Origin of the sequence: Streptomyces tibetensis (genome assembly GCF_040647715.1) — a bacterium.
Classification (GTDB): Bacteria; Actinomycetota; Actinomycetes; order Streptomycetales; family Streptomycetaceae; genus Streptomyces; species Streptomyces tibetensis_A.
The window spans coordinates 17148-37184 of sequence record NZ_JBEZCR010000017.1; the positions used below are offsets into that span (position 1 = coordinate 17148).

At 71.8% G+C, this 20037-nt stretch carries 20 protein-coding genes and 1 pseudogene; 12 read left to right on the forward strand and 9 right to left on the reverse strand.

Annotated features, from left to right (window positions below):
• Positions 1-41 precede the first annotated feature (41 nt).
• From AB0B29_RS34020 to AB0B29_RS34060, 9 genes are all read left to right on the forward strand, one after another.
• Positions 42-1670: an MFS transporter gene (locus AB0B29_RS34020; protein WP_362245972.1), complete on the forward strand. Its 1629-nt coding sequence runs from the start codon at positions 42-44 to the stop codon at positions 1668-1670.
• An 18-nt stretch (positions 1671-1688) separates the two neighbouring features.
• On the forward strand, positions 1689-2213 hold the full coding sequence (locus AB0B29_RS34025) for a hypothetical protein (RefSeq protein WP_362245974.1): 525 nt from the start codon (positions 1689-1691) through the stop codon (positions 2211-2213).
• A 120-nt stretch (positions 2214-2333) separates the two neighbouring features.
• Positions 2334-2531: a hypothetical protein gene (locus AB0B29_RS34030; RefSeq protein WP_053669428.1), complete on the forward strand. Its 198-nt coding sequence runs from the start codon at positions 2334-2336 to the stop codon at positions 2529-2531.
• Positions 2532-2855: 324 nt separating this feature from the next.
• A complete protein-coding gene (locus AB0B29_RS34035) occupies positions 2856-3518 on the forward strand; it encodes an HdeD family acid-resistance protein (RefSeq protein ID WP_362245976.1) in 663 nt (220 codons plus the stop codon).
• Between the two features lie 121 nt (positions 3519-3639).
• Positions 3640-4995, forward strand: coding sequence for a hypothetical protein (locus AB0B29_RS34040; RefSeq protein WP_362245978.1), 1356 nt, complete (start codon positions 3640-3642; stop codon positions 4993-4995).
• Positions 4996-4998: 3 nt separating this feature from the next.
• Positions 4999-5880 carry a ribonuclease BN gene (locus AB0B29_RS34045; RefSeq protein WP_362245980.1) on the forward strand — a complete coding sequence of 294 codons (882 nt, stop codon included), beginning with the start codon at positions 4999-5001 and terminating at the stop codon, positions 5878-5880.
• A 47-nt stretch (positions 5881-5927) separates the two neighbouring features.
• Positions 5928-6374, forward strand: a complete 447-nt coding sequence (locus AB0B29_RS34050) for an SHOCT domain-containing protein (protein ID WP_362245982.1) — start codon at positions 5928-5930, stop codon at positions 6372-6374.
• A gap of 79 nt (positions 6375-6453) precedes the next feature.
• Complete coding sequence (locus AB0B29_RS34055; protein ID WP_362245984.1) at positions 6454-7023, forward strand: dihydrofolate reductase family protein; 570 nt, start codon at positions 6454-6456, stop codon at positions 7021-7023.
• 133 nt (positions 7024-7156) lie between these two features.
• The gene (locus AB0B29_RS34060; RefSeq protein WP_362245986.1) at positions 7157-7345 is read left to right on the forward strand and encodes a hypothetical protein; all 189 of its coding nucleotides are present in this window, start codon (positions 7157-7159) and stop codon (positions 7343-7345) included.
• Between the two features lie 14 nt (positions 7346-7359).
• On the opposite strand, the gene AB0B29_RS34065 is transcribed toward AB0B29_RS34060, so the two are convergent.
• The 3 genes from AB0B29_RS34065 to AB0B29_RS34075 form a co-directional block, all read right to left on the reverse strand.
• The gene (locus AB0B29_RS34065; RefSeq protein WP_362245988.1) at positions 7360-8469 is read right to left on the reverse strand and encodes an enolase C-terminal domain-like protein; all 1110 of its coding nucleotides are present in this window, start codon (positions 8467-8469) and stop codon (positions 7360-7362) included.
• Entirely contained in the window at positions 8466-10289 is a 1824-nt protein-coding gene (locus AB0B29_RS34070; protein ID WP_362245990.1) for a thiamine pyrophosphate-requiring protein, read from the reverse strand. Before AB0B29_RS34070 ends, AB0B29_RS34065 begins: the two co-directional genes overlap by 4 nt.
• Before the next feature lie 68 nt (positions 10290-10357).
• Complete coding sequence (locus AB0B29_RS34075) at positions 10358-13396, reverse strand: FAD-binding and (Fe-S)-binding domain-containing protein (protein ID WP_362246181.1); 3039 nt, start codon at positions 13394-13396, stop codon at positions 10358-10360.
• Positions 13397-13735: 339 nt separating this feature from the next.
• Here AB0B29_RS34075 and AB0B29_RS34080 point away from each other — a divergent pair, with 339 nt between their 5' ends.
• Together AB0B29_RS34080 and AB0B29_RS34085 are read left to right on the forward strand one after the other, a co-directional pair.
• Positions 13736-14308, forward strand: coding sequence for a MarR family winged helix-turn-helix transcriptional regulator (locus tag AB0B29_RS34080; RefSeq protein ID WP_362245992.1), 573 nt, complete (start codon positions 13736-13738; stop codon positions 14306-14308).
• Positions 14309-14515: 207 nt separating this feature from the next.
• Positions 14516-15223, forward strand: a complete 708-nt coding sequence (locus AB0B29_RS34085; protein WP_362245994.1) for a 2-phosphosulfolactate phosphatase — start codon at positions 14516-14518, stop codon at positions 15221-15223.
• A gap of 107 nt (positions 15224-15330) precedes the next feature.
• Here the strand turns inward: AB0B29_RS34085 and AB0B29_RS34090 are convergent, their stop codons facing one another.
• The gene (locus AB0B29_RS34090) at positions 15331-15846 is read right to left on the reverse strand and encodes a hypothetical protein (protein ID WP_436845944.1); all 516 of its coding nucleotides are present in this window, start codon (positions 15844-15846) and stop codon (positions 15331-15333) included.
• Positions 15847-16053: 207 nt separating this feature from the next.
• Between AB0B29_RS34090 and AB0B29_RS34095 the strand changes: the two are divergent.
• Positions 16054-16173, forward strand: a pseudogene (locus AB0B29_RS34095) (inositol monophosphatase family protein); the annotation flags it as partial.
• Positions 16174-16293: 120 nt separating this feature from the next.
• Here AB0B29_RS34095 and AB0B29_RS34100 read toward each other — a convergent pair.
• The 5 genes from AB0B29_RS34100 to AB0B29_RS34120 form a co-directional block, all read right to left on the reverse strand.
• Positions 16294-16857, reverse strand: coding sequence for a snapalysin family zinc-dependent metalloprotease (locus AB0B29_RS34100; protein ID WP_362245996.1), 564 nt, complete (start codon positions 16855-16857; stop codon positions 16294-16296).
• A gap of 678 nt (positions 16858-17535) precedes the next feature.
• On the reverse strand, positions 17536-18162 hold the full coding sequence (locus AB0B29_RS34105; protein ID WP_362245998.1) for an Rv1733c family protein: 627 nt from the start codon (positions 18160-18162) through the stop codon (positions 17536-17538).
• 65 nt (positions 18163-18227) lie between these two features.
• Entirely contained in the window at positions 18228-19049 is an 822-nt protein-coding gene (locus AB0B29_RS34110) for a rod shape-determining protein (RefSeq protein WP_362246000.1), read from the reverse strand.
• Positions 19046-19420 carry a TraR/DksA family transcriptional regulator gene (locus tag AB0B29_RS34115; RefSeq protein WP_362246002.1) on the reverse strand — a complete coding sequence of 125 codons (375 nt, stop codon included), beginning with the start codon at positions 19418-19420 and terminating at the stop codon, positions 19046-19048. The genes AB0B29_RS34110 and AB0B29_RS34115 overlap by 4 nt, the downstream gene beginning before the upstream one ends.
• A gap of 44 nt (positions 19421-19464) precedes the next feature.
• A complete protein-coding gene (locus tag AB0B29_RS34120; RefSeq protein ID WP_362246004.1) occupies positions 19465-19773 on the reverse strand; it encodes a TraR/DksA family transcriptional regulator in 309 nt (102 codons plus the stop codon).
• Positions 19774-20037 lie beyond the last annotated feature (264 nt).

The window sequence follows — 20037 nt, forward strand, 5'->3', positions numbered from 1 at the left end:
GCCAGCGCCGGCGTACCGGTCCGACTCGGCGAGGTGACACCGTGAAGCGGCGGCGGGCTCTGATCGTCCTGGGGGCGGCCCAGTTCCTGATGGTCCTGGACACCTCCGTGATGAACGTGTCGATCAGCCAGCTGGTCGAGGACTTCGACACGGAGGTCACCGCCATCCAGGCCGTCATCACCCTGTACGCGCTGGTCATGGCCGCGTTCATGCTCATCGGCGGCAGGCTCGGGGACATCGTGGGACGTCGCCGCGTGTTCGTGCTCGGGATGGTCGTCTACGGCGTCGGGTCGGGCCTGACGGCTCTGGCACCCGCGCTGTGGGTCCTCATGCTGGGCTGGTCCGTCATCGAGGGGCTCGGAGCCGCCATGGTGCTGCCGGCCATGGCGGCCCTCGTCGCGGAGTCGTACCGCGGACGCGACCGGGCCGTCGCCTACTCGGTCATCGGCGGGCTCGCCGGTGCGGGCATCGCGGTCGGGCCGCTGGTGGGCGGATGGGTGACGACGTATCTGACCTGGCGTCTGGTCTTCGCCGGCGAGGTCGTGGTCGTCGTGGCGGTGCTGCTGTGCCGCCGGGTGATCGCGGCACCCGCCACGAGCGGGCCGCGCCCCCGTCTGGACGTGGCCGGCGCGGTCCTCTCAGCGGCCGGGCTCGGGTTGGGCGTCCTCGGCGTGCTGCAGAGCAGTACCTGGGGGTGGGTGCAGCCCCGGAACCCGCCCTTCACCGTGTTCGGCTTCGCCCCGACCCTGTTCGTCGTCGGCGCCGGGGCCGCCGTCCTGGCGGCCTTCCGCTGGTGGGAGCGGCGGCGGGAGCACGAGCGTGCCGATCCGCTGGTGCACCTGTCCCTGCTGGGCAGACCCGTGCTGCGGTCGGGACTGATGACGCTGCTGAGCCAGAACCTCATCCTGCTGGGGCTGTTCTTCACCATTCCGCTGTACTTGCAGGTGGTCCAGGGGTTCGACGCCTTCGAGACAGGTCTGCGGCTGCTCCCGGTGTCCGCCACCATGCTGGTGACCTCTCTGTGCGCCTCTTCCCTGGGACGCGTGGTGGGTCCGCGCCGGGTGGTCCGGCTGGCCCTAACGACCCTGGTGGCGGCCATCGTGTGGCTGCTGGCCACGATCGACCCGGCCATCGACGACGGGCAGTTCGCCGGGGCCATGGCCCTGCTGGGAGTGGGGGTCGGGCTGCTCGCCTCGCAGCTGGGCAACGTCGTGCAGTCGGGGGTGGGCGAGGAGGAGCGCAGCGAGGCGGGAGGGCTGCAGTTCACGGCGCAGAATCTGGGCTCCGCGCTGGGCACCGCGCTCATCGGGTCCCTGCTCATCGGCGCGTTGGCCCACGCCTTCACCACGCATGTGGAGGAGGACCCGAGGCTGTCCGAGGAGACCCGCGAGCAGGTCGGTGTCGCCCTGGAGGCCGGGATCGCGTTCGTCCCCACGGACCAGGTGCGTTCGGCGGCCGAGCGCGCCGGGCTGCCGCCGTCCGAGGCCGGCGCCGTCGCCGAGTCCTACGCCTCCGCGCAGTTGCAGGGTCTGAAGGCGGCGATCCTGGCCACCGGCGGGGTCGCTCTGGCCAGTTTCCTCGTCACACCGCACCTGCCGGCCGGGCGCGGGAGCCGTCCGCGCGAGCAGGACGCCGGTGCCACGGCCGGGGCGACAGGAACGTCGCGCTGAGTCGCTGGGGAGCCGTTCATGTCCAGGACCACAACCACCTCGGCCGACCGCAGTAAACGCCGGGCCGAGCGCCGGGCCGGTGCGGACTACACCGGCGGCGTCTACGGTTCCATGCTGGCGTCCTCCGTGGTGATCGGTGCCGGATCCCTGGGGCAGTTCCCCCGGACCGAGCTCGTGTTGCTGCTGCTCCTCACCGGAGTGGTGTTCTGGATCGCGCACGTGCACGCCCAGCTGTTCGGGGCACGCCTGGCACAACAGGCACCGGACCGCCGTCTCGTCCTGCACGTGTGCCGTGACGAGTGGCCCATCGTCAAGGCCGCGGTCCCGCCGGCCGTCGCGGTGGCGGTCAGCCCGCTCCTGGGGCTGGACGTCCGAGGTGCGCTCTGGCTGGCTCTGTGCGTCGCCGTGGTCGGCCAGATCGGCTGGTCCGTGGCCGCGGCACGCCGCGCCGGTGCCTCGCCCCGGCTCATGGCCGTCACCGCGTCGGTCAACCTGTTCCTCGGCCTGCTCATCATCGCTTTCAAGATCGTGCTGAAGCACTGATCCCGGTTCCGTCACCCGGTGGGTCACCTGCTTCGGGTGAGGTCCGAGCCCGGACAGAGGCGCACGATGGCGGAAAGGGCGCCGTCCGCCTGTCCCGGGCATCCGTGGGAGGACAAGCTCGTGCGCTATGAGATCCGCGTCGAGGGGCACCTGTCGGAAACGCTGGCGAAGGCCTTTCCGGAGCTGGGCCATGTGGTGATGGCCGGCCAGACCGTGCTGTTCGGTCACGTCGTGGACGAAGCGCACCTCTACGGGCTGCTGGCGCGCTGCCAGTCACTGGGACTGCGTGTCGTCGAGATGCGGCCGGTGCCGGAATGACGTGACCGGCCCGATTGCCCCCTCACCTCCTCAGGTGCACTGATCCGTGTCAACTCCACTGCTGAGCACGCTGACTGATCCTTCGTCAGCTCGACTTGGGGCGACTGGTTCGCAAGGCCGGTGCCGGTCAGCGCGCTCGCGGATTCCCGGACAGGCTTTCCGGGGCCGCCGGGGCACCGGCAGATCACCCTTGACGGGTGACCCCGCACCCGGCGCCAGGCGGGATTCTGGAGCCGGCAGAGCTGCACACCTGCCCTGCCACATCCCTCGGGCACCGCACCGGAGCGGTCCCTGAACGACCGATCGATCACGCGAGGAGGAACCATGACCATGTCGCGTGGTCCGACACCGCTCCCCGGTCAGGAACACCGGCCCGACGGGGCGGTCCTCACTCCGGCGCCCGGCACCGCGTACGGCCTGGACCGGCTGGGCCGTTCATGGACCTGGCTCCTGGGCTCGGCTGTCGCGACCTTGGTGCCGGGCGTGCTGGTCCTGGTCTGGCCGGAGGCGACCCTGCACGTCCTGGCCGTGCTCGTCGGACTGTACCTGCTGGTGAACGGGGCGTTCCGGTTGGTGGCCGTCTTCGGCCGGGAGGAACACGGCGAACGGCTGCCGGGACTGCTCCTGGCCGTGGTGTACGTCCTGGCCGGGGTGTTGTGCCTGCGCGACCCGCTGCAGACGATCACCGTGCTCTCGCTGGTCACCGGCGTCGTCTGGCTGGTGTCCGGGATCCTCACCCTCTACACGGCCGTCGTCGCCGAGGACCTGCCGCACCGCGGCGTCGTCCTGGCTGCCGCGCTGCTGGGCATCGTCGCGGGAATCGTGGTGCTCGCCCTGCCCATGGAGTCCGCCCGCGGCCTGACCCGGCTGCTCGGCCTGTGGCTCGTGCTGCTCGGCCTGGCCGAGACGGCGGTCGCTCTGGCGTGGCGGGCCGCGCTCCGCACGACGCACACGGCGGGGCCGCATGCCCCTTCCCAGGCTGCCTGAGACACACCGCCGGGCAACACGGAAGCGCGGCGGCCCGTGCCACGCCCACCTCCGGCACTCCGAGCGGCAGTACCCCAGGCGCCGTGGCGGCGCACACGCGGAAAGGCGGAGAGGCGCACCCATGAACTCGGCAACCCCGGATCCGCCGCACTCCGGCGAAGCCGGGAACACCCCACACGTCATGACCGCCGAGGAACGAGCGGAGTTCGAGCGGCTGCGCCGGCACGCGGCGGTTCGTCACCGGCGGTTGCGGCGGGCCGGATCCTCGGTCCTTCTCCTGCTGGCCCTGCTTCTCGCACCCCTGGCCGCCGTCGCGGCATGGGTCCACGACACGGTCTCCGACACCGGCAGATACGTGGCGACCGTCGCGCCGCTGGCCTCCGCGCCACCCGTGCAGAACGTCCTGATCGACCGGCTCACGGACCGTGTGGTGGACAACGTCGATGTCCAGGCGGTGACGGACTCCCTCGTCCGTACCCTTCAGGACGCCGGGGCGCCACCCCGCGCCGTCGACGGGGCCGCGTCCCTCGAGGGTCCGCTGCGCGACGCGGTCAGGACCGCCGTGGACCGCACCGTCACCCGTGTGATCACCAGCGACGCCTTCCAGCAGGTGTGGGAGGGCGCCAACCGGCGCTCGCACGCCGCGGTGGTGAACATGCTCACGGGTGACCGGGAGGGCGCCGTGGGCGCCGTGAACGGCACCGTCCAGCTGGATGTGGGAGAGGTCGTCGACCAGGTACGGGAGCGCCTCGTCGACGCGGGCTTCGAGAAGGCCGCCGCCATCCCGGACACGGACCGGACGATCACCCTGTTCGAGGCCGAGCAACTGGGCAAGGCACAGGACGCGATGCGGCTGCTGGACGTCCTCGGCACCTGGCTGCCCGTCCTCACCGTCGTACTGGCCGCACTCGCCGTCTGGACCGCTCCCGCACACCGGGTCATGCTGCTGATCACCGCCACGGGCGTCGGCGTGATGATGGTGGGACTGCTCGTCGCGCTCGCCCTGGTCCGGCGCGTCTATCTGGACTCGGTGCCGCCGGCGGTGCTGCCCGGCGAAGCGGCCGCGACCGTCTACGACACGTTCGTCCGTTTCCTGCGCGACAGCACGCTCACCCTGCTGGTCGTGTCGGTGATCACCGCACTGGTCGCGTACCTGTACGGCCCCGGGCGCCTGGCCCGTGGCATCCGGACGGTGGCCGACCGAGGGACGACGGCCACCGGCAGGGCGCTGGGGAACGCGGGTGTGCGCACCGGTGCCGTGGGACGCCTGCTGGCCGACCACCGGCAGTGGATCACCGGGGTGGTCATCGGGGCCGCGGCTCTGACGCTGGTGCTCTGGAACCACCCCACCGTGGGGGCAGTGGCCCTGGTCGTGGGTGTCGCCCTGGCCGTCCTGCTCGTGCCGGCGATCCTCGCGGCCGCCGCCGCACCGGCCCGGCCCGTGGCGGGGCAGGCCGGGCAGCGGGCGGTTCCGTAGGTCATGACGCTGAGACCCGACCTCTCCGGCAGGCCCCGCGGGCGCACTGCGGCGGGGCTTTCGGCGAGCCTGCGGTCCGGGGCCACCGCCCGCATGCTGTCCCGTCTGGCGGGGCTCAACATCGTGGAGGGGTCGGTGCGGCTGGCCGCACAGGCGTTCCTCACCGCCCTCCCGCTGCTGATGACCGTCGCGGCGTTCGCTCCGGAGGGCATGCAGGACCTGCTGGCGGACTCCCTCCGGGCGGTTCTGGGCATGCGCGGTGACACACTCGACGAGCTGCGCCGGGTCTTCTCCGCGACGGGCACGACACGCAACACGGCCGGAGCGGTGAGCGCGGTGGTGACCCTCGTGTCGGCCACGGCGTTCAGCCGTGCCCTGCAGGCGGTGTGCGAGCGCTGCTGGCGCCTGCGGCGCGCACCGATCCGAGCGGCCTTCTGGCGCTGGCTGCTCTGGCTGGTGGTCTGGCTCGCCTACCTCCTGTTCCAGGCGCCTGTGCGCAAGGGGTTCGGCGCGGGCACGGTGACCGGGCTGGTGCTGTCCCTGCTGTCCGTGACGCTGCTGTGGTGGTGGTCCCAGCACCTGCTGCTGGGTGGCCGCATCGGCTGGCGGAGTCTGCTGCCGGGGGCGGTGCTGGCCGGCGCCGGTACGGTCCTGCTGAGTCTGGCCGCGCGCGTACTGGTGCCCACCGCGATGGAGCGCAGCCTGGACGAGTTCGGTCCTCTCGGTCCCGTGTTCACGTTCCTGTCCTGGCTCATCGCCGTCTTCCTGGTGGCCGTGTCGGGCCTGGCGCTCGGCGAGTACGTCGCCTCCACCGCGTGGTACCGGGCTGCCGCACGCTCACCCGCGCCGGGTGAGGCCGATCGTGTCTTTCCGGACCCAAGCTGAGGGCACGCCCGCCGGTGGCCCGGCGAGCGCCGGGACGGAGGAGAGAGATGAGCGCGCAGACGTATCTGGCCTACGACTATCCCCTGTTGAGCGTCTTCTGGAGCATGCTCCTGTTCTTCCTGTGGATCATGTGGTTCATCCTGCTCTTCCGTGTGGTGGTCGACATCTTCCGTGACGACGACCTGAGCGGCTGGGCCAAGGCCGGCTGGCTGGTGTTCACCGTCGTGCTGCCCTTCCTGGGCGTGTTCGTCTACGTCATCGCCCGCGGCAAGAACATGGGTCGCCGTGAGAGGGCGCAGGCCCGAGCACAGCAGGATGCCCTCGACGCCCGCATCAGGCAGGCCGCCGGGAGCGAGGGCCGGTCCAGCAGCGTCGACGAGCTCGCCAAGCTGTCCGAGATCCGCGACAGCGGGGCCATCACGGACGACGAGTACCGCAGGGCGAAGGAACTCGTCCTGACGGGGCATGCCCCGGCCGGGCAGTCGGGGCGATGATGACGCGTCGCGCGCCCGGCACCGGGGCAGGACGCCGGGACGTCGTACGGTCGAACTCCGTGACCGAGGAGGACGGCCGATGCGCAGCGTGACCTATTCGATGAACGTCTCACTCGACGGCTACATCGCCGGGCCGGACGGCCGCTTCGACTGGTCGGTGCCGCCCGAGGAGGTCTTCCGCTACTGGATCGACGAGATCCGTGGGGTCGGCGTCCACCTGATGGGGCGACGGTTGTACGAGACGATGCTGTACTGGGAGACCGCCGACCAGGATCCCTCGCTCGACGACTCGCAACTCGAGTGGGCCGCGTTGTGGAAGCCGCTGCCGAAGGTGGTGTTCTCCACGTCGTTGTCGGAGGTGCGGGGCAACGCCCGTCTGGTGTCCGGGGGTGTGGCGCGGGAGATCGAACGGTTGCGGGCCGAGCCGGCGGAGGGCGAGATCGCGATCGGCGGCGCGACTCTCGCCCACGAGGCGGCGGCGTCGGATCTGATCGACGAGTACCGGACCATGGTTCACCCGGTGCTGGTCGGCGGCGGCATCCCGTTCTTCCCGCAACACGAACGCAGGGTCGATCTCGAACTCGTCGAGTCCCGCACCTTCGCTTCGAACTTCGTCTACCACCGGCACCGTGTGGTGCGCCGGGACTGACGATCCCGGACCGGACAGACGCCCCTCCTCCCCTCGGCCGCCGATCGGTTCACCCGAACGGCCACCCCCGCGCTGTGCCGCAGCCGTTCATGCGATGTGCTGGTCGCAGAGTCGTCCGTCCCATGGGGGAAGCATGTACGAGATGTGCCCCGGTCTCGACGAGCCCGGCACGACCTTCGTCTGGCACGTGAAGGCCAAGAACGGAACCGTGGCCCTGTGCGGCCTGCCACTGGAACCGAGCGCGGCGAAGCCGGTGGAGACGGATCGCCACTGCCCGTCGTGCATGACCTCGTTCGGCCGGCTCGTCGACCGGCGCGGCTAGATTCCGTCCCCCCCTCAGCCCACCCGGTACCGCTCTGCGCGCTCGGTGTTCAAGGTCAGGCCCAGGCCGGGCTCGACCCCGCCGCCGGGGGTGACGCTGCCCCCGCGGGGGTCGAGGATGCCGTCGAACAGGATGCGTTCGATGCGGACGTGGTCGTGGAACCACTCCAGGTGGCGCAGATTGGGCACCGCCGCGGCGGCATGGGCGTGGGCATGGGGAGCACAGTGACCTGAGATCTCCAGGCCGCGGCCCTGGGCGAGGGCCGCGGCGCGCAACCAGACCGTGATGCCGCCGCACCGGGTGATGTCCGCCTGCAGGCAGTCGACGGCGCCGGCAGCGAGCATGTGCTCGAAGTACGGCAGGGTGTAGCCGTACTCGCCGGCGGCCACCTCGACCGTGACCTGGTCGCGGATGCGGGCGAGGGTGCCCGGGTGGTCGGAGGAGACGGGCTCCTCGAACCAGGTCACACCCTGGTCGGCCAACGCGCCGGCGACCCGGACGGCCTGTTTGGCGTCGTAGGCTCCGTTGGCGTCCACGAACAGGGCGGTTGCGTCGCCGACGCTCGCGCGGGCCTCGGCGACCCGTCGCAGGTCGTGTTCCTCTCGCCGCCCCCACGACTCACCGATCTTGATCTTGACGCGCGGAATGCCCTCCTCTTCCGTCCAGCCGCGCAGTTGGCGGTCCTGTCGTGCGGCGTCGTAGGTCGTGAACCCGCCGCTTCCGTAGACCGGCACGTCCGGCCGGGCGGCACCCAGCAGATCGACGAGAGGCAGGTCCAGCAGGCGGGCCTTGCAGTCCCACAGCGCGATGTCCACGGCGGCGATCGCCTGAGCGGCGACGCCGGGCAGCCCGGCGTTGCGTACGGCACGGTGCATGGCCTCGTTCAGGCGCGGCACGTCGAAGACGGGGCAGCCGACGACGACGCCGCCGAGCAGGTCGCCGACGACCCGTGCCGCGGCCGCCGGCGCGTAGGTGTAGCCGGTTCCGGTCACCCGGCCGCTCCGTACCGCCGCGAGGACGAGGGTGGTGCTGTCCCAGCTCAGGGTGCCGTCCGCTTCAGGGGCGTCGGTGGGCACCGTGTAGACGGCGGTGTCCAGCCGCTCCACCACCGCCGCGTCCGTCACCGGTCCTCACCCGCTCCGGGGCGGTCCTCACGGTGCCGGCTGCCGGGCAGCATCTCCTGCACCTTGGCCTTGAAGCCCTGACGGACCATCGCGGTGCGGTCGCTGTCACCCTTGAGCACGGACGCAGCCGCGGCCTCGATCTGGTCGAGGGACGCGTGCGGCGGGATGGGCGGCACGGCGGGGTCGGTGCGGAAGTCCAGCACGAAGGGCCGGTCGGACGCCAGGGCCGCCTCCCACGCGCCCTGTACGTCCTGCGGCTTCTCCACCCGCATCCCGTTCAGCCCGACCGAGCGAGCGAAGTCGGCGTAGGCGACGTCGGGCAGGGACTGCGAGGGGAGGAACTGGGGGGCGCCGGACATGGCGCGCATCTCCCACGTGACCTGGTTGAGGTCCTGGTTGTTGAGCACGGCCACCACCAGGCGCGGGTCCTCCCACTGCTGCCAGTACTTGGCGATCGTGATCAGCTCGGCGAGTCCGTTCATCTGCATCGCCCCGTCGCCCACGAGCGCGATGGCGGGGCGGTCACCGTGCGCGAACTTCGCCCCGATCACGTAGGGGACGCCGGGGCCCATGGTGGCGAGCGTGCCGGAGAGCGAACCGCGCATGTCCGCGCGCAACCGCAGGTGACGTGCGTACCAGTTGGCGGCGGAGCCGGAGTCGGCGGCCAGGATGACGTTGTCGGGCAGCAGGCCGTTCAGCGTGTGGGCCACGTACTCGGGGTTGATCGGATCGGCGTCCACCGCGGCACGCCGTTCCATGACCTCCCACCAGCGGGCGGTGTTCTTCTCGATCGTCTTGCGCCAGCCGTCGTGCTCGGTCTGCCGCAGGTGCGGCAGCAGCCGCTGCAGGGTCGCGCGGGCGTCGCCGACCAGGTTGACCTCGAAGGGGTAGCGCAGGCCGACCATGTGCGGGTCGATGTCGATCTGGACGGCCCGGGCCTGACCGAACTCGGGCATGAACTGTGTGTAGGGGAAGCTGGATCCGATGACCAGCAGGGTGTCGCAGTCCTGCATCAGCTCGTACGACGGGCGCGTGCCCAGGAGGCCGATCGCACCGGTGACGTAGGGGAGGTCGTCGTCGAGCGCGTCCTTGCCGAGGAGCGCCTTGGCCACGCCGGCGCCCAGCCGGTCGGCGACCTCCATGACCTCCTGGCGGGCCCCGCGAGCGCCCTGGCCGATGAGCAGGGCGACCTTCTCACCGGCGTTGAGCACCTCGGCGGCGCGCTCGATGTCGGCTTCCGCGGGCACCGGGGCGTACTGGGACATGCCCAGGCTGGAGGGCACCATCTTGAAGGCGTGCCCGGGGGCGGAGTAGTCGAGTTCCTGGACGTCGGCCGGGATGATGACGGCCGTCACCGAGCGGCGCGCCATGGCGGTGCGCATGGCCCGGTCGAGCACGTTGGGCAGTTGCTCCGGGACGGTGACCATCTCGCAGAAGTCGGAGGCGACGTCCTTGTAGAGGCTCAGCAGGTCGACCTCCTGCTGGTAGGAGCCGCCCATCGCGCTGCGGTTGGTCTGCCCCACGATCGCGACGACGGGCACGTGGTCGAGCTTGGCGTCGTACAGGCCGTTGAGGAGGTGGATGGCGCCGGGCCCGGAGGTCGCGGCGCACACTCCCACCCGGCCCGAGAACTTCGCGTAGCCGACGGCCTCGAAGGCGGCCATCTCCTCGTGCCGGGCCTGGACGAACTCGGGCTTGTTGTCGGCCCGTCCCCAGGCGGCGAGCAGTCCGTTGATGCCGTCTCCGGGGTACGCGAAGACGTGCTCCACCTCCCATTCGCGCAGGCGCTGCAGGAGGTGGTCGGAGACCTTCATCGACATGATGCTGACCTTTCCGTTGGGAGGCGTCTGTCAGGTGGTTGCCGGGCCCGGTGGATGCCGGGGGTGGGCTAGGCCCGGTGCAGGCGTCGTGCCGCGCTGCGGGCGGCCACGGCGGCGGCTGCGGAGGCCAGGGCCGCGGCGCCCGCGGTGAACGCCCAGCGGCCCGCCGGGGAAGGGTCGGGCGGCCGCTGCGCCAGGCGTTCGGGGTGTTCACCGGGCAGGTTTCCGTCCAGGCCGAGGGCCAGCACCTCGGCGAGGTGCAGCGCCCGGCGGCCGGTGTCGCTCTGTTCGATCTGGGTGCGGCAGCTGAAGCCGTCCGCGAGGAGCAGACTGCCGGGGGCGGCCGCGCGCACCGCCGGCAGGACGCCCTGTTCCGCGACGGCCAGGGAGAGCTCGTGGTGGCCGCGCTCGAAGCCGAAGTTGCCGGCGAGCCCGCAGCAGCCCTCGTCGAGGACCTCGGCGTCGAGGTGGGCGCGGCGCATCAGTTCCCGGTCGGCGTCGTCCTTCAGGACCGCGTGCTGGTGGCAGTGGGTCTGCACGAGTGCCTGCCGGGCCAGCGCGGGGGGCTGCCAGCCGTCGGGCGCGTGCCGCACGAGGTGTTCGGAGAACGTACGGAATCGGCCGGCCAGGCGCTGCACGTCCTGGTCGTCCGGCATCAGCTCCGGCGCGTCGGCGCGGAACACCGCGGTGCAGGACGGTTCGAGCCCGATGACCGGCGTGCCGGCCTCGATGTAGGGCCGTAGGACGTCGAGTGTGCGGCGCAGGACCTTCTTCGCGACGTCCAGTTGCCCGGTGGAGATCCAGGTGAGGCCGCAGCACACGGCTTGTGTGGGCACGGCGACGCGGAAGCCCGCACCCTCCAGGACACGCACGGCCGACGTCGCGATCGAGGGGTGGAAGTAGGTGCTGAAGGTGTCGGGCCACAGCACGACGGTCCGCTCGTCGGCCGGATCCGGCTGCTCCACGGTGCGTGCCCGCCACCACTGCACGAACGACTGCGGGGCGAACACCGGTGCCCGGCGGGCGCCGTCCACACCCGCCAGCCACTTGCCCGCCCGGGCCAGTCCGGGGGCGTGCAGCGCGCTGTTGACCAGCGACGGTGCGAGACGTGACAGCCGCGCCCACACCGGCAGCCAGCCCATCGAGTAGTGCGCCGCGGGACGCGGGCGGCCCTCGTAGTGGTGGGCCAGGAACTCGGCCTTGTACGTGGCCATGTCGACGCCCGTCGGACAGTCCGACTTGCAGCCCTTGCACGCCAGGCACAGATCGAGGGCGTCGCGCACCTCGGTGGACCGCCAGCCGTCGGTGACCGCGGAGTCCGGGTGGCCGTCGAGCATCTCGAAGAGCAGCCGGGCCCGCCCGCGCGTGGAGTGCTCCTCCTCCTTCGTGGCCCGGTACGACGGGCACATCACGCCGCCATGGTGGCTGCGGCAGTTGCCGATGCCGACGCAGCGCATCACGGCGCGCGTGAACGAGTTCTCGTCCTCCGGGTATCCGAAGTGCGTCTTGGAGCCGGCAGGACGCCACCCGGGGCCGAGCCGCAGTTGTCCGTCGACCGGGTTCGGTGCCACGACCTTGCCCGGGTTCATGAGGTTGTCCGGGTCGAAGAGGGCCTTCACCTCGCCGAAGGCGGTCACGAGGCGTTCCCCGAACATGCGGGTGAGCAGCTCGCCCCGGGACTGGCCGTCCCCGTGTTCCCCGGACAGGGAACCGCCGTAGGAGGCCACGAGGTCCGCGGCCCGTTCCACGAAGCGGCGGAATCCGGCGACGCCCTCGACGGTCTTCAGCCCGAACGGGATGCGGGTGTGCACACAGCCCTGACCGAAGTGCCCGTACAGCGACGGGTGGTCGTAGTCGAACTCGGCGAACAGCTCCTTGAGGTCGCGAAGATAGTCGCCCAGCCGCTCGGGCGGGACGGCGGAGTCCTCCCAGCCCTCCCAGGTCTCCCGGTCGTCCGGCGGGCGCGCGGTCACGCCGAGGCCTGCCTCCCGGGCCTTGAGCATCTTCTGCTCGCGTGCGGGGTCGTCGGAGAAGGCCACCGTGGCCTCCTTCTCGCTGCGGCCCAGAGCACGCAGCAGCGCGTGCGCCTGTTCGTCGACCTCCTCCTCGCTGTCGCCCACGAACTGCAGCATCAGCCAGCTGTCGCCGTCCGGCAGGGCGTCGAGGGACTCCAGGTAGGCGTGCTCCTCACGCATGAGCTGTGCCATCCTGCCGTCGAGGGCCTCCAACTGGCCGGGAGAACAGTGCCGCAGCAGCTCGGGTACGTCGTCGGCGGCGGCGCAGATGTCGTCGTAGCCGAGCACCAGCAGTGACTGGTGGGACGGCACCGGCACCAGGTCGAGTTCGGCGCGCAGCACCGTCACCAGGGTGCCCTCGCTGCCGACCAGGGCCTTGGCCAGGTCGAAGCCGTGCTCCGGCAGCAGGGAGTCGAGGTTGTAGCCCGAGACCCGGCGCGGGATGCGGGGGTACCCCGTGCGGATGTCCGCCAGGTACTCGGCGACGATGCGCTCCAGACCGCGGTGGATCTCGGCCCGGCGCCCGCCCTCGGCGATGATCCGCTCCCGTTCGGCCTCGGACGTGGGCCCGACCCACATACGGGTGCCGTCGTACGTGAGGACCTCCAGGCGGCGCACGTTGTCCACGGTCTTGCCGTAGGCCTGCGCCGACGCCCCGCACGAGTTGTTGCCGATCATGCCGCCCAGGGCGCAGTGGCTGTGCGTGGACGGCTTCGGCCCGAACTGCAGCTTGTGTCCCGACAGCTGCCGGTTGAGTTCGTCCAGGACGATCCCGGGCTCCACCACGCAGGTACGCGCGTCGGGGTCCACCGAGACAAGGGCGTGGCAGTACTTGGTCCAGTCGATGATCACGGCGGTGTTGGTGGTCTGCCCGGCCAGGCTGGTCCCGCCGCCCCGGGAGAGCACCGGGGCCTTCAGCCGCGCGCAGACCTCCACCGCCCGCGCCCCGGCGTCCACGCTGCGGGGCACCACCACGCCGAGCGGCACCTGGCGGTAGTTGGAACCGTCCGTGGCGTAAGCGCCCCTGCTGCCCGCGTCGAAGCGGACCTCGCCGTCGACCGCGTCACGCAGCGCGGCCTCCAGCTCCGCCATGTCGACCGCCGTGTCGACCGCCTCGTGCGACCCGCCGGTCGAGCCGCGGGTGCCCTGTCGCGATGTACGAGTCATCGGGAAAACCGTTCCTTTTGCGTGCCCCGCGTACGGCCGGGATCCTGTGCTGGAGGTCTCCCGCCGGGTGCTCCTCCGCCGCAGCGCCGGACCCCGGAGAACCTCCTGCCTCCGCGTACCCACCGTTGCACTCTGCAATGATGGTTTTCGCAGAACTTTTCAGCCGGATCCGGACCGGTCCCGCCCCCCTTACCATTGCTGTCTGCAATGGTTCGCTCTCGAGGGCGACGACAAGATCGCCGGTTCGGGAGGTGGAACGGCATCATGGCGCGCTCCCCCGCGGATTTGGATCAGGAGGCCGAGGAGCTCACCCTCGCCGTCATGGCGGCGTCCAGACTGCTCGTGGCCATCTCCGCGCGAGCCCTGTCGTCCACTGACAGCGCACTGACCCTTCCCCAGCTGCGCGCCCTCGTGGTGCTGGAGACGTGCGGGCCCGTCAAGCTCGCCGCCATGGCCGCGACCCTGGGCGTCAACCCCTCGACCGCCCTGAGGATGGCCGGCCGGCTGGAGGACAGCGGCCTCATCGACCGCAGGACCAACCCCGCCAACCGGCGGGAGGTGATCCTGCGCCTCACCCCCGCGGGGCGTGACCTGGTGGAACGCGTTCTCACACACCGGCGTACCGAGATCCGCGCCCTCGTGGAGCGGCTGCCCGCCGAGGCGCGTGCCGGGCTCGTTCCCGCGCTGGAGGCTCTCACCCGGGCGGCGGACGAGATGGCCGTGGCCCCCGTCGACGAGGTGCGCCGCGTCGCAGGCCTCGTCGACGACCCGCTCAGCCCCGCCCCGCCCGGCGCTCCTCGGGGCGGGGGTGGCCGGCCGAAGGGCGAGACGGCCTAGACACCGGGACGGGGCCGGCCTGGGGGCGTGGCCGGCGATGCACCGGTGCCTTTGGCGGAAGGTCTTCGGGTCGGGAGGAAGCTGTGGTTCACAGGTGACTGCAGGCGCGGGTGCACTTCTGGCGGTCGCATACGGAGCGTGCCTGCCCCTCAAGCGGGCGCGATAACTCGAGCGCGCTTCGGGTCGGACGTGGGCGATCATGGCCGGATGAAGACTCGTTTCGTCGGCATCGCCGGGCTGGTCGAAGTCCCCTCCGTGGCCGTCGTCGTCGACGTCATGCGCGCTTTCACGGTTGCTGCGTGGGCCTTCGGCCAGGGGGCGGAGCGGATCGTTCTCGCCGAATCGCCGGAGGAAGCGCTGGCGCTCAAGGCCCGGCACCCGGACTGGGTCGCGCTCAAGGACGGTCCGCCCGCCCCGGGGTTCGACACCGTCAACTCGCCCGGCCTGCTGCGCTCTGTCGATCTCGGCGGACGCACCGTCGTGCAGAAGACGACTGCCGGGACGGTCGGCGCCCTTGCGGTCAAGGAGGCGTCACTGGTGCTGTGCGCCGGGTTCGTCGTGGCGGAGGCGACAGCTCGGCTCCTGCGGACCCGCGCCAGTGGCAGCGACCGCGTCACGTTCGTGGTCACGGGCGAGGGCGGGCAGGCCGATGAGGATCTTGCATGTGCTCAGTACATCGCCCTCAGGGCCGCCGGAGCGGGGACGGACGCAGCCGCGTACCTCCGCCGCGCCGAGTGTTCGCGCGCCGCCGCCGAGCTGGCGCAGGGCGTGCGTCAGGGAGTCCACCCGGATGACGTCGCGCTCTGTCTCGAGCTCGACCGGTTTCCCTTTGCCATGGTGGCGGCTCTGGAAGACTCGCTCATGGTCCTCCGCCCGTGTGCCGTGCCTCCGCCGGCCGACGAGCTTTCCATCTGAGCGCTCCCCCGACGGCCGAGCGGGTCGATCGACGTTTCGGGGCCCGTCAGCGAGGCGGTGCCCGGCGAATCGGCGGCCCGGGCACCCAGGATGGGTTCCTCACCCGATCAGTGCCCGGCGGCTGCCTTCACCAGGGCCACCGCAACGCCGATCGCGGCGTCCAGGAGCCCCGCCACCACCGCCGTCACCGCGCCTCCGCCCATGCGCAGCCCGCCCAGACAGCCCCACAGGAAGAGGGACACGACGCCCACTCCCGCCGCTGCCGACAACGCGGCGTCCAAGCCGAGGACGCCCAGCGCGGCCAGAGCGATCAGTACGGCCGGCCCCACGGCACACGACAGGAGCGGGCTGCTGACGTACAGCATGCGGCGCAGCTCCTGGCCCGTGGCGAGGCGGCGGTGGACGGTGCGGTGCGCCTGCTGGTCTGCGACGAACGCGGCGAGCCACAGGCCCAGCGCGGTCGTCACAACGGTGGCGACGGCACCGATGGAGCCCACCTCACCGAGGGACAGCCCGACCACCACGGCGATCATCGTGATGGTCGCGTAGATCCTTTCCTTCAGCCGGTCGGCCAGCACACCGGCCTCCGCCTCAGGCGGCACATCCGCTCGACGATCGTCCACCACTGATGCCCCTCACCTGTGCTCCTCGCAGCAACCGCGATGCGCGTGCGCCGGCCACCCCGTCAGCATGCCTCCCGAGCGGGTGGGCCCGCCGCTTCCACGCCGGACCTGAAGAGGGCGTTGCCGCGAACCGGCAGCGGGTCGGTGTCGCCGACCACCGCGCGCGGATTTTGACGAGGTCAGGGTCTTGTGTGACCGGAGCATGCCGCGGTCGCGACAGCCGGGGCGGACGTGGTCCGCGCCCCGTACGGCCGGTCGCTCACCCGTTTCGACAAGGGTGGCGGGAACTTCGCCACCGCCGCCGATGTACGCGCTTCGCGACGCGTCCGGCTCCCCTGCCCTGCCGCACTCCGGGCAGGGAGCCGTCGGCGCTTGCCACCGCCGCTGATCGACGGCGAGCCGTCCTGCGAGGCGCCGGCCCTTCTCAACAGGGGCGCGGTTTCCGTGTCAGTCCACGATCACCCCGGCACGCGCCACCTGGGCCCGCCCGGCGAGTGCGCCGCCGAAGTTCCCCTCGACCTCGGCCTTCTCCGCCGCGTTCGGGTAGGGGTTCGTGCACGACGTGCCCGCGGTGGAGCCGGACATCAGGCTCGAGCACGGTCCGGGCTTGCGATCCGGCAGGCCCAGGATGTGCCCGAGTTCGTGCGCGGAGATGCGGATCGTGTCGTAACCCTGGTCGACGGCCTGGCGCCCGATGTACACGGTGCCGTTGCCCAGGGTGGTGGGCAGGGCGCGCGGCCAGCCGTTGTCCGCGAGGACCCGTATGTTCGCGCGTTGCCCGGCTGCGGCGGGCCGCAACTCGACGGCGTCGACACTCTCGTTCCAGATCGCGGCGCCCCGGTTGACGGCGTTCTTGAACTCAGCGGAGCCACTCGCGTCGTAGGTCACCACACGGGCGGCCGGTGGCGCGAGGGCCGTCGAGGAGACCGCGGCTGCGGCCTGACCGCCCGTCAGTGACACGGACAGCAGACAGGCGGCGGCGAGACCGCCGGTCAGCATACGGACGTGCATGATCGACCTCCTTGTGGGGGAAGGGCAGTCGTGCTCATGACATTCCCTAGCCCATTGCCCAGCCGGGTCATTCCTGAATCCTCAGGCGACGGCCGCCACCGAGACGCCGATGGCGATGAACAGCCGGACCCGGCACCACATACGCCACCAGCACGACGCCGAGGAAGCCGAGCAGGTCGACCGTCATCCGCCCTCCAGTTCTGCGCGCGCCCCGAAATCGTCCGCGACCGGGGCCCGTTGGCATACCTCGTGCACAGGTGGCGAGTACCCCCGTGCGGGCCTCCCGTACGGCCCGGCCGCCGTAGGCTGGGGTGAGCGGCAGTCAGGGGCGCGTGCCCTCAACGGCGTTGACCTCGCATCCACGACACCAGCACAATCTGCGGGCCTGGGTGTCATCCGCCGGCGAACAGGGGGAATCGTGCGCGGCACCTGTCGTGACCGCGAGACGCTCCATGCCATCGCCCGGAACCCGGCGGCACCGGTCGACGTACTGGCCAGGCTGCTCTCGCAGCAGGCCGCCGCGGCCCGGGGCACGCTGGCCTGGCCGCGCTGCCGGACGTCACCGTCATCCCGCCGGGCAGCTTCGCCAAGGACTGGACGGAGGTGAGCGCTCTGCGTCCGCAGGAAAGCCGTCTGCGAATCGGTCGTGCCGTGGAGGAGCACCACGCCTGACCCTGGCTAGGGGAACGTCGTCCAGCGAGGGGCCGTTCCGGCCCAGGCGGATTCCCATGCCGCCAGGTTGCGGTGCTGGATGACGCGGTGGGCCGTGCCGTAGGCGACGGCTGCCGCGGTGTGCACGCCGAGAACGGCGATCAGGGCGGAGCCCATGGCACGGCTGCGGATCTGATCGGGGCTCAGAGGTGGGCCGGTGAGCTTCCCGTCGGTATCGGCCCAGACGCGGAGGGTGCTGCCCTTGGGCAGGGCCGGCTGGGCATCGGCGTGCGCCGTGCGGGTGCGTCCCTGGGCGTCGGTGAAGCGGACCTCGGTCGGGTAGAGGGTCCGCTTCGCCTCGGCCGAGCCGGGCTCGGGGTGGCTGCGGGCGTCCTCGACGAGTACGGCGGTGGTCCGGTGGCGGGTCGCTGCCTGGTGCTCGGCGGTGCGGGCGTAGTGGCGGTGGGCTGCGTCGCCGACGAGGAACAGGGCGAGGGGGGTGGCCGCCAGCACCACCAGGGTCAGGCCGAGGCCGATCCATCCCTGGACGACGTCGCTGCGGCGGCGCAGGGGGTTGCGCCGCAGGCGCCAGAACATGACCCGGGGCAGCTCGCGCGGCGGCGGTGGCGGAGGGAGGGACGTATGGCCGGGCATGGTCCTCCTTTCGGCGGTGGACGCGGCGCATGCGGGATGCCGACCGGGGTGGGGGCATGGGCGGCCTAACGGGGGCGGGCGACGAGTGGCGGGGGCGCCGTCGAGGGGTGAGTGTGGGCCGCTTGCAGGAACCTGGCGGCACCGCGGACGGCCGCGGTGTGCGGGGCCGGGACGATGCGCAGCGGTGCCTTCAGCCGCGCCGTGAGGGCGCGGGTGATCTCAGGTCGCAGGGCTCCCCCGCCGGCCAGGAGGATGCCGCGTCGCAGGGCACCGGCGGTGAGGGAGGTGCGGTCGTGGCGTCGGATCGCGGTCAGCATCTCGGCCACCGCTTCGACGAGCTGCTCGGGCGTGGTCGTCTCACCGAGGTCGCTGGTGCCCACGGCCGTCCGGTGCGCGTCGGTGACGGCGCCGTCGCACAGCAGCACCGCCTCGGTGAGGTGGGCTCCGATGTCCACCACCACCCAGGGCCGTGACATGTCGGCGTCGGCGGCCAGGGCGATGCTGCGGGCGCTGGGGACGGTCAGGACGCTGCGGGGCCGCAGCACCTCGACGGCGGCGCGGGCCCGGGTGCGGTAGGCGACGCCGTCCAGGACGGGTGTGGTGACGATGACCATGGGGCGGGTGAAGTGGGGCAGCCGGTGGCCCAGCAGGCGCTGCAGCATCCGGGCGCACCCCGCGGCGTCGACGATGGTGCCGCGCTGGACGGGATGGATCGCACCGGTGCCGGGAAAGGTGACGGTGGGCACGTCGACGACCGTGCCCTTGCCGGCGATCCAGACGCGGGTGCGGGCGCTGCCCAGGTCCAGCGCGATGCCGCAGCAGCGCCTGCACCGGGGCCACGGCCGGTGAAGGACGGTCTCACCGGGCAGGTCGTGCGGGGCGGTCATGGCTGTGCCTCCTTGACCTGCTGGCAGCGGGCGCAGTAGCGGGCCTGCGGCACGATCATGAGCCGTTCTCGTTCGATCGGGCACCGGCACAGGTGGCAGGGGCCGTAGGAGCCCTCATTCATGCGGGTGAGGGCTGCTTCGACGTCGCTGAGGACCATGCGGGCGGAGGCGGCGAGTTTGACGCGTACCTCGATCTGCGCGGCGGTCCGTTTCCGGAGCCGGTCCTCGGTCCGGGAGGTGACCGGTCCGGCGAGCAGGCGCAGTTGCTCCTGGCGGAACAGGCGCTGCTCGTGGAGGTTCTCGCGCAGCGCGGCGAGGTCCTCGGCCGACAGGTGCGTCGCGCTCTCGTCGACGGTCTGGTGGTTCACCACGTCACCCCTTTGCGGCAGGGCGTAGGAGGTCGGTACGGGAGGGGTCAAGCGCTGCGCCGGCAAGCGACGCAGTGGCCGGTGTAGGGCAGGATCTCGAGCCGTTCGGCGGGGACGGGCTTCGCGCAGCCCACGCAGATTCCGTAGGTGCCGTCGTCGATACGTGTGAAGGCTTCCTCGATCTCTCCGAGGACCCGTTCCATCGCGGTCTTCTGCGCGGACAGCAGGTGATCGTCCGGACCGCGCTCGCTCTCGTCGAGGGCTCGCAGCTGGGCCAGGCGGGAGCTGCGGGCGTGTTCCAGGCGCCGTCGGGCCTCGTGCGGGTGGGGTTCGGCCCGGGTGACATCGAGCGACATGGTCGGTCCCTTTCTCGGCGGCGGGTGCACGGGTCGGTCATGCGCGGCGGGCGGCCCGGCGGCGTTGCCGGGCCGCCCGTCCGCTGTCGGGTGGTCGTGTGCTCCCACCTTGGCGCGGCCCGCGACGGATACCCATCGGGCGCGGAACCCATTTGCGGCGGGACGGGGGACCCATGGGGCCGCGCCTGGGTGCGGCGTGCCCGCGGAAATGGGGGTCAGGCCCCATGGACGGGACGCTCGGGGAGGGGGCAGCCTGATCCACAG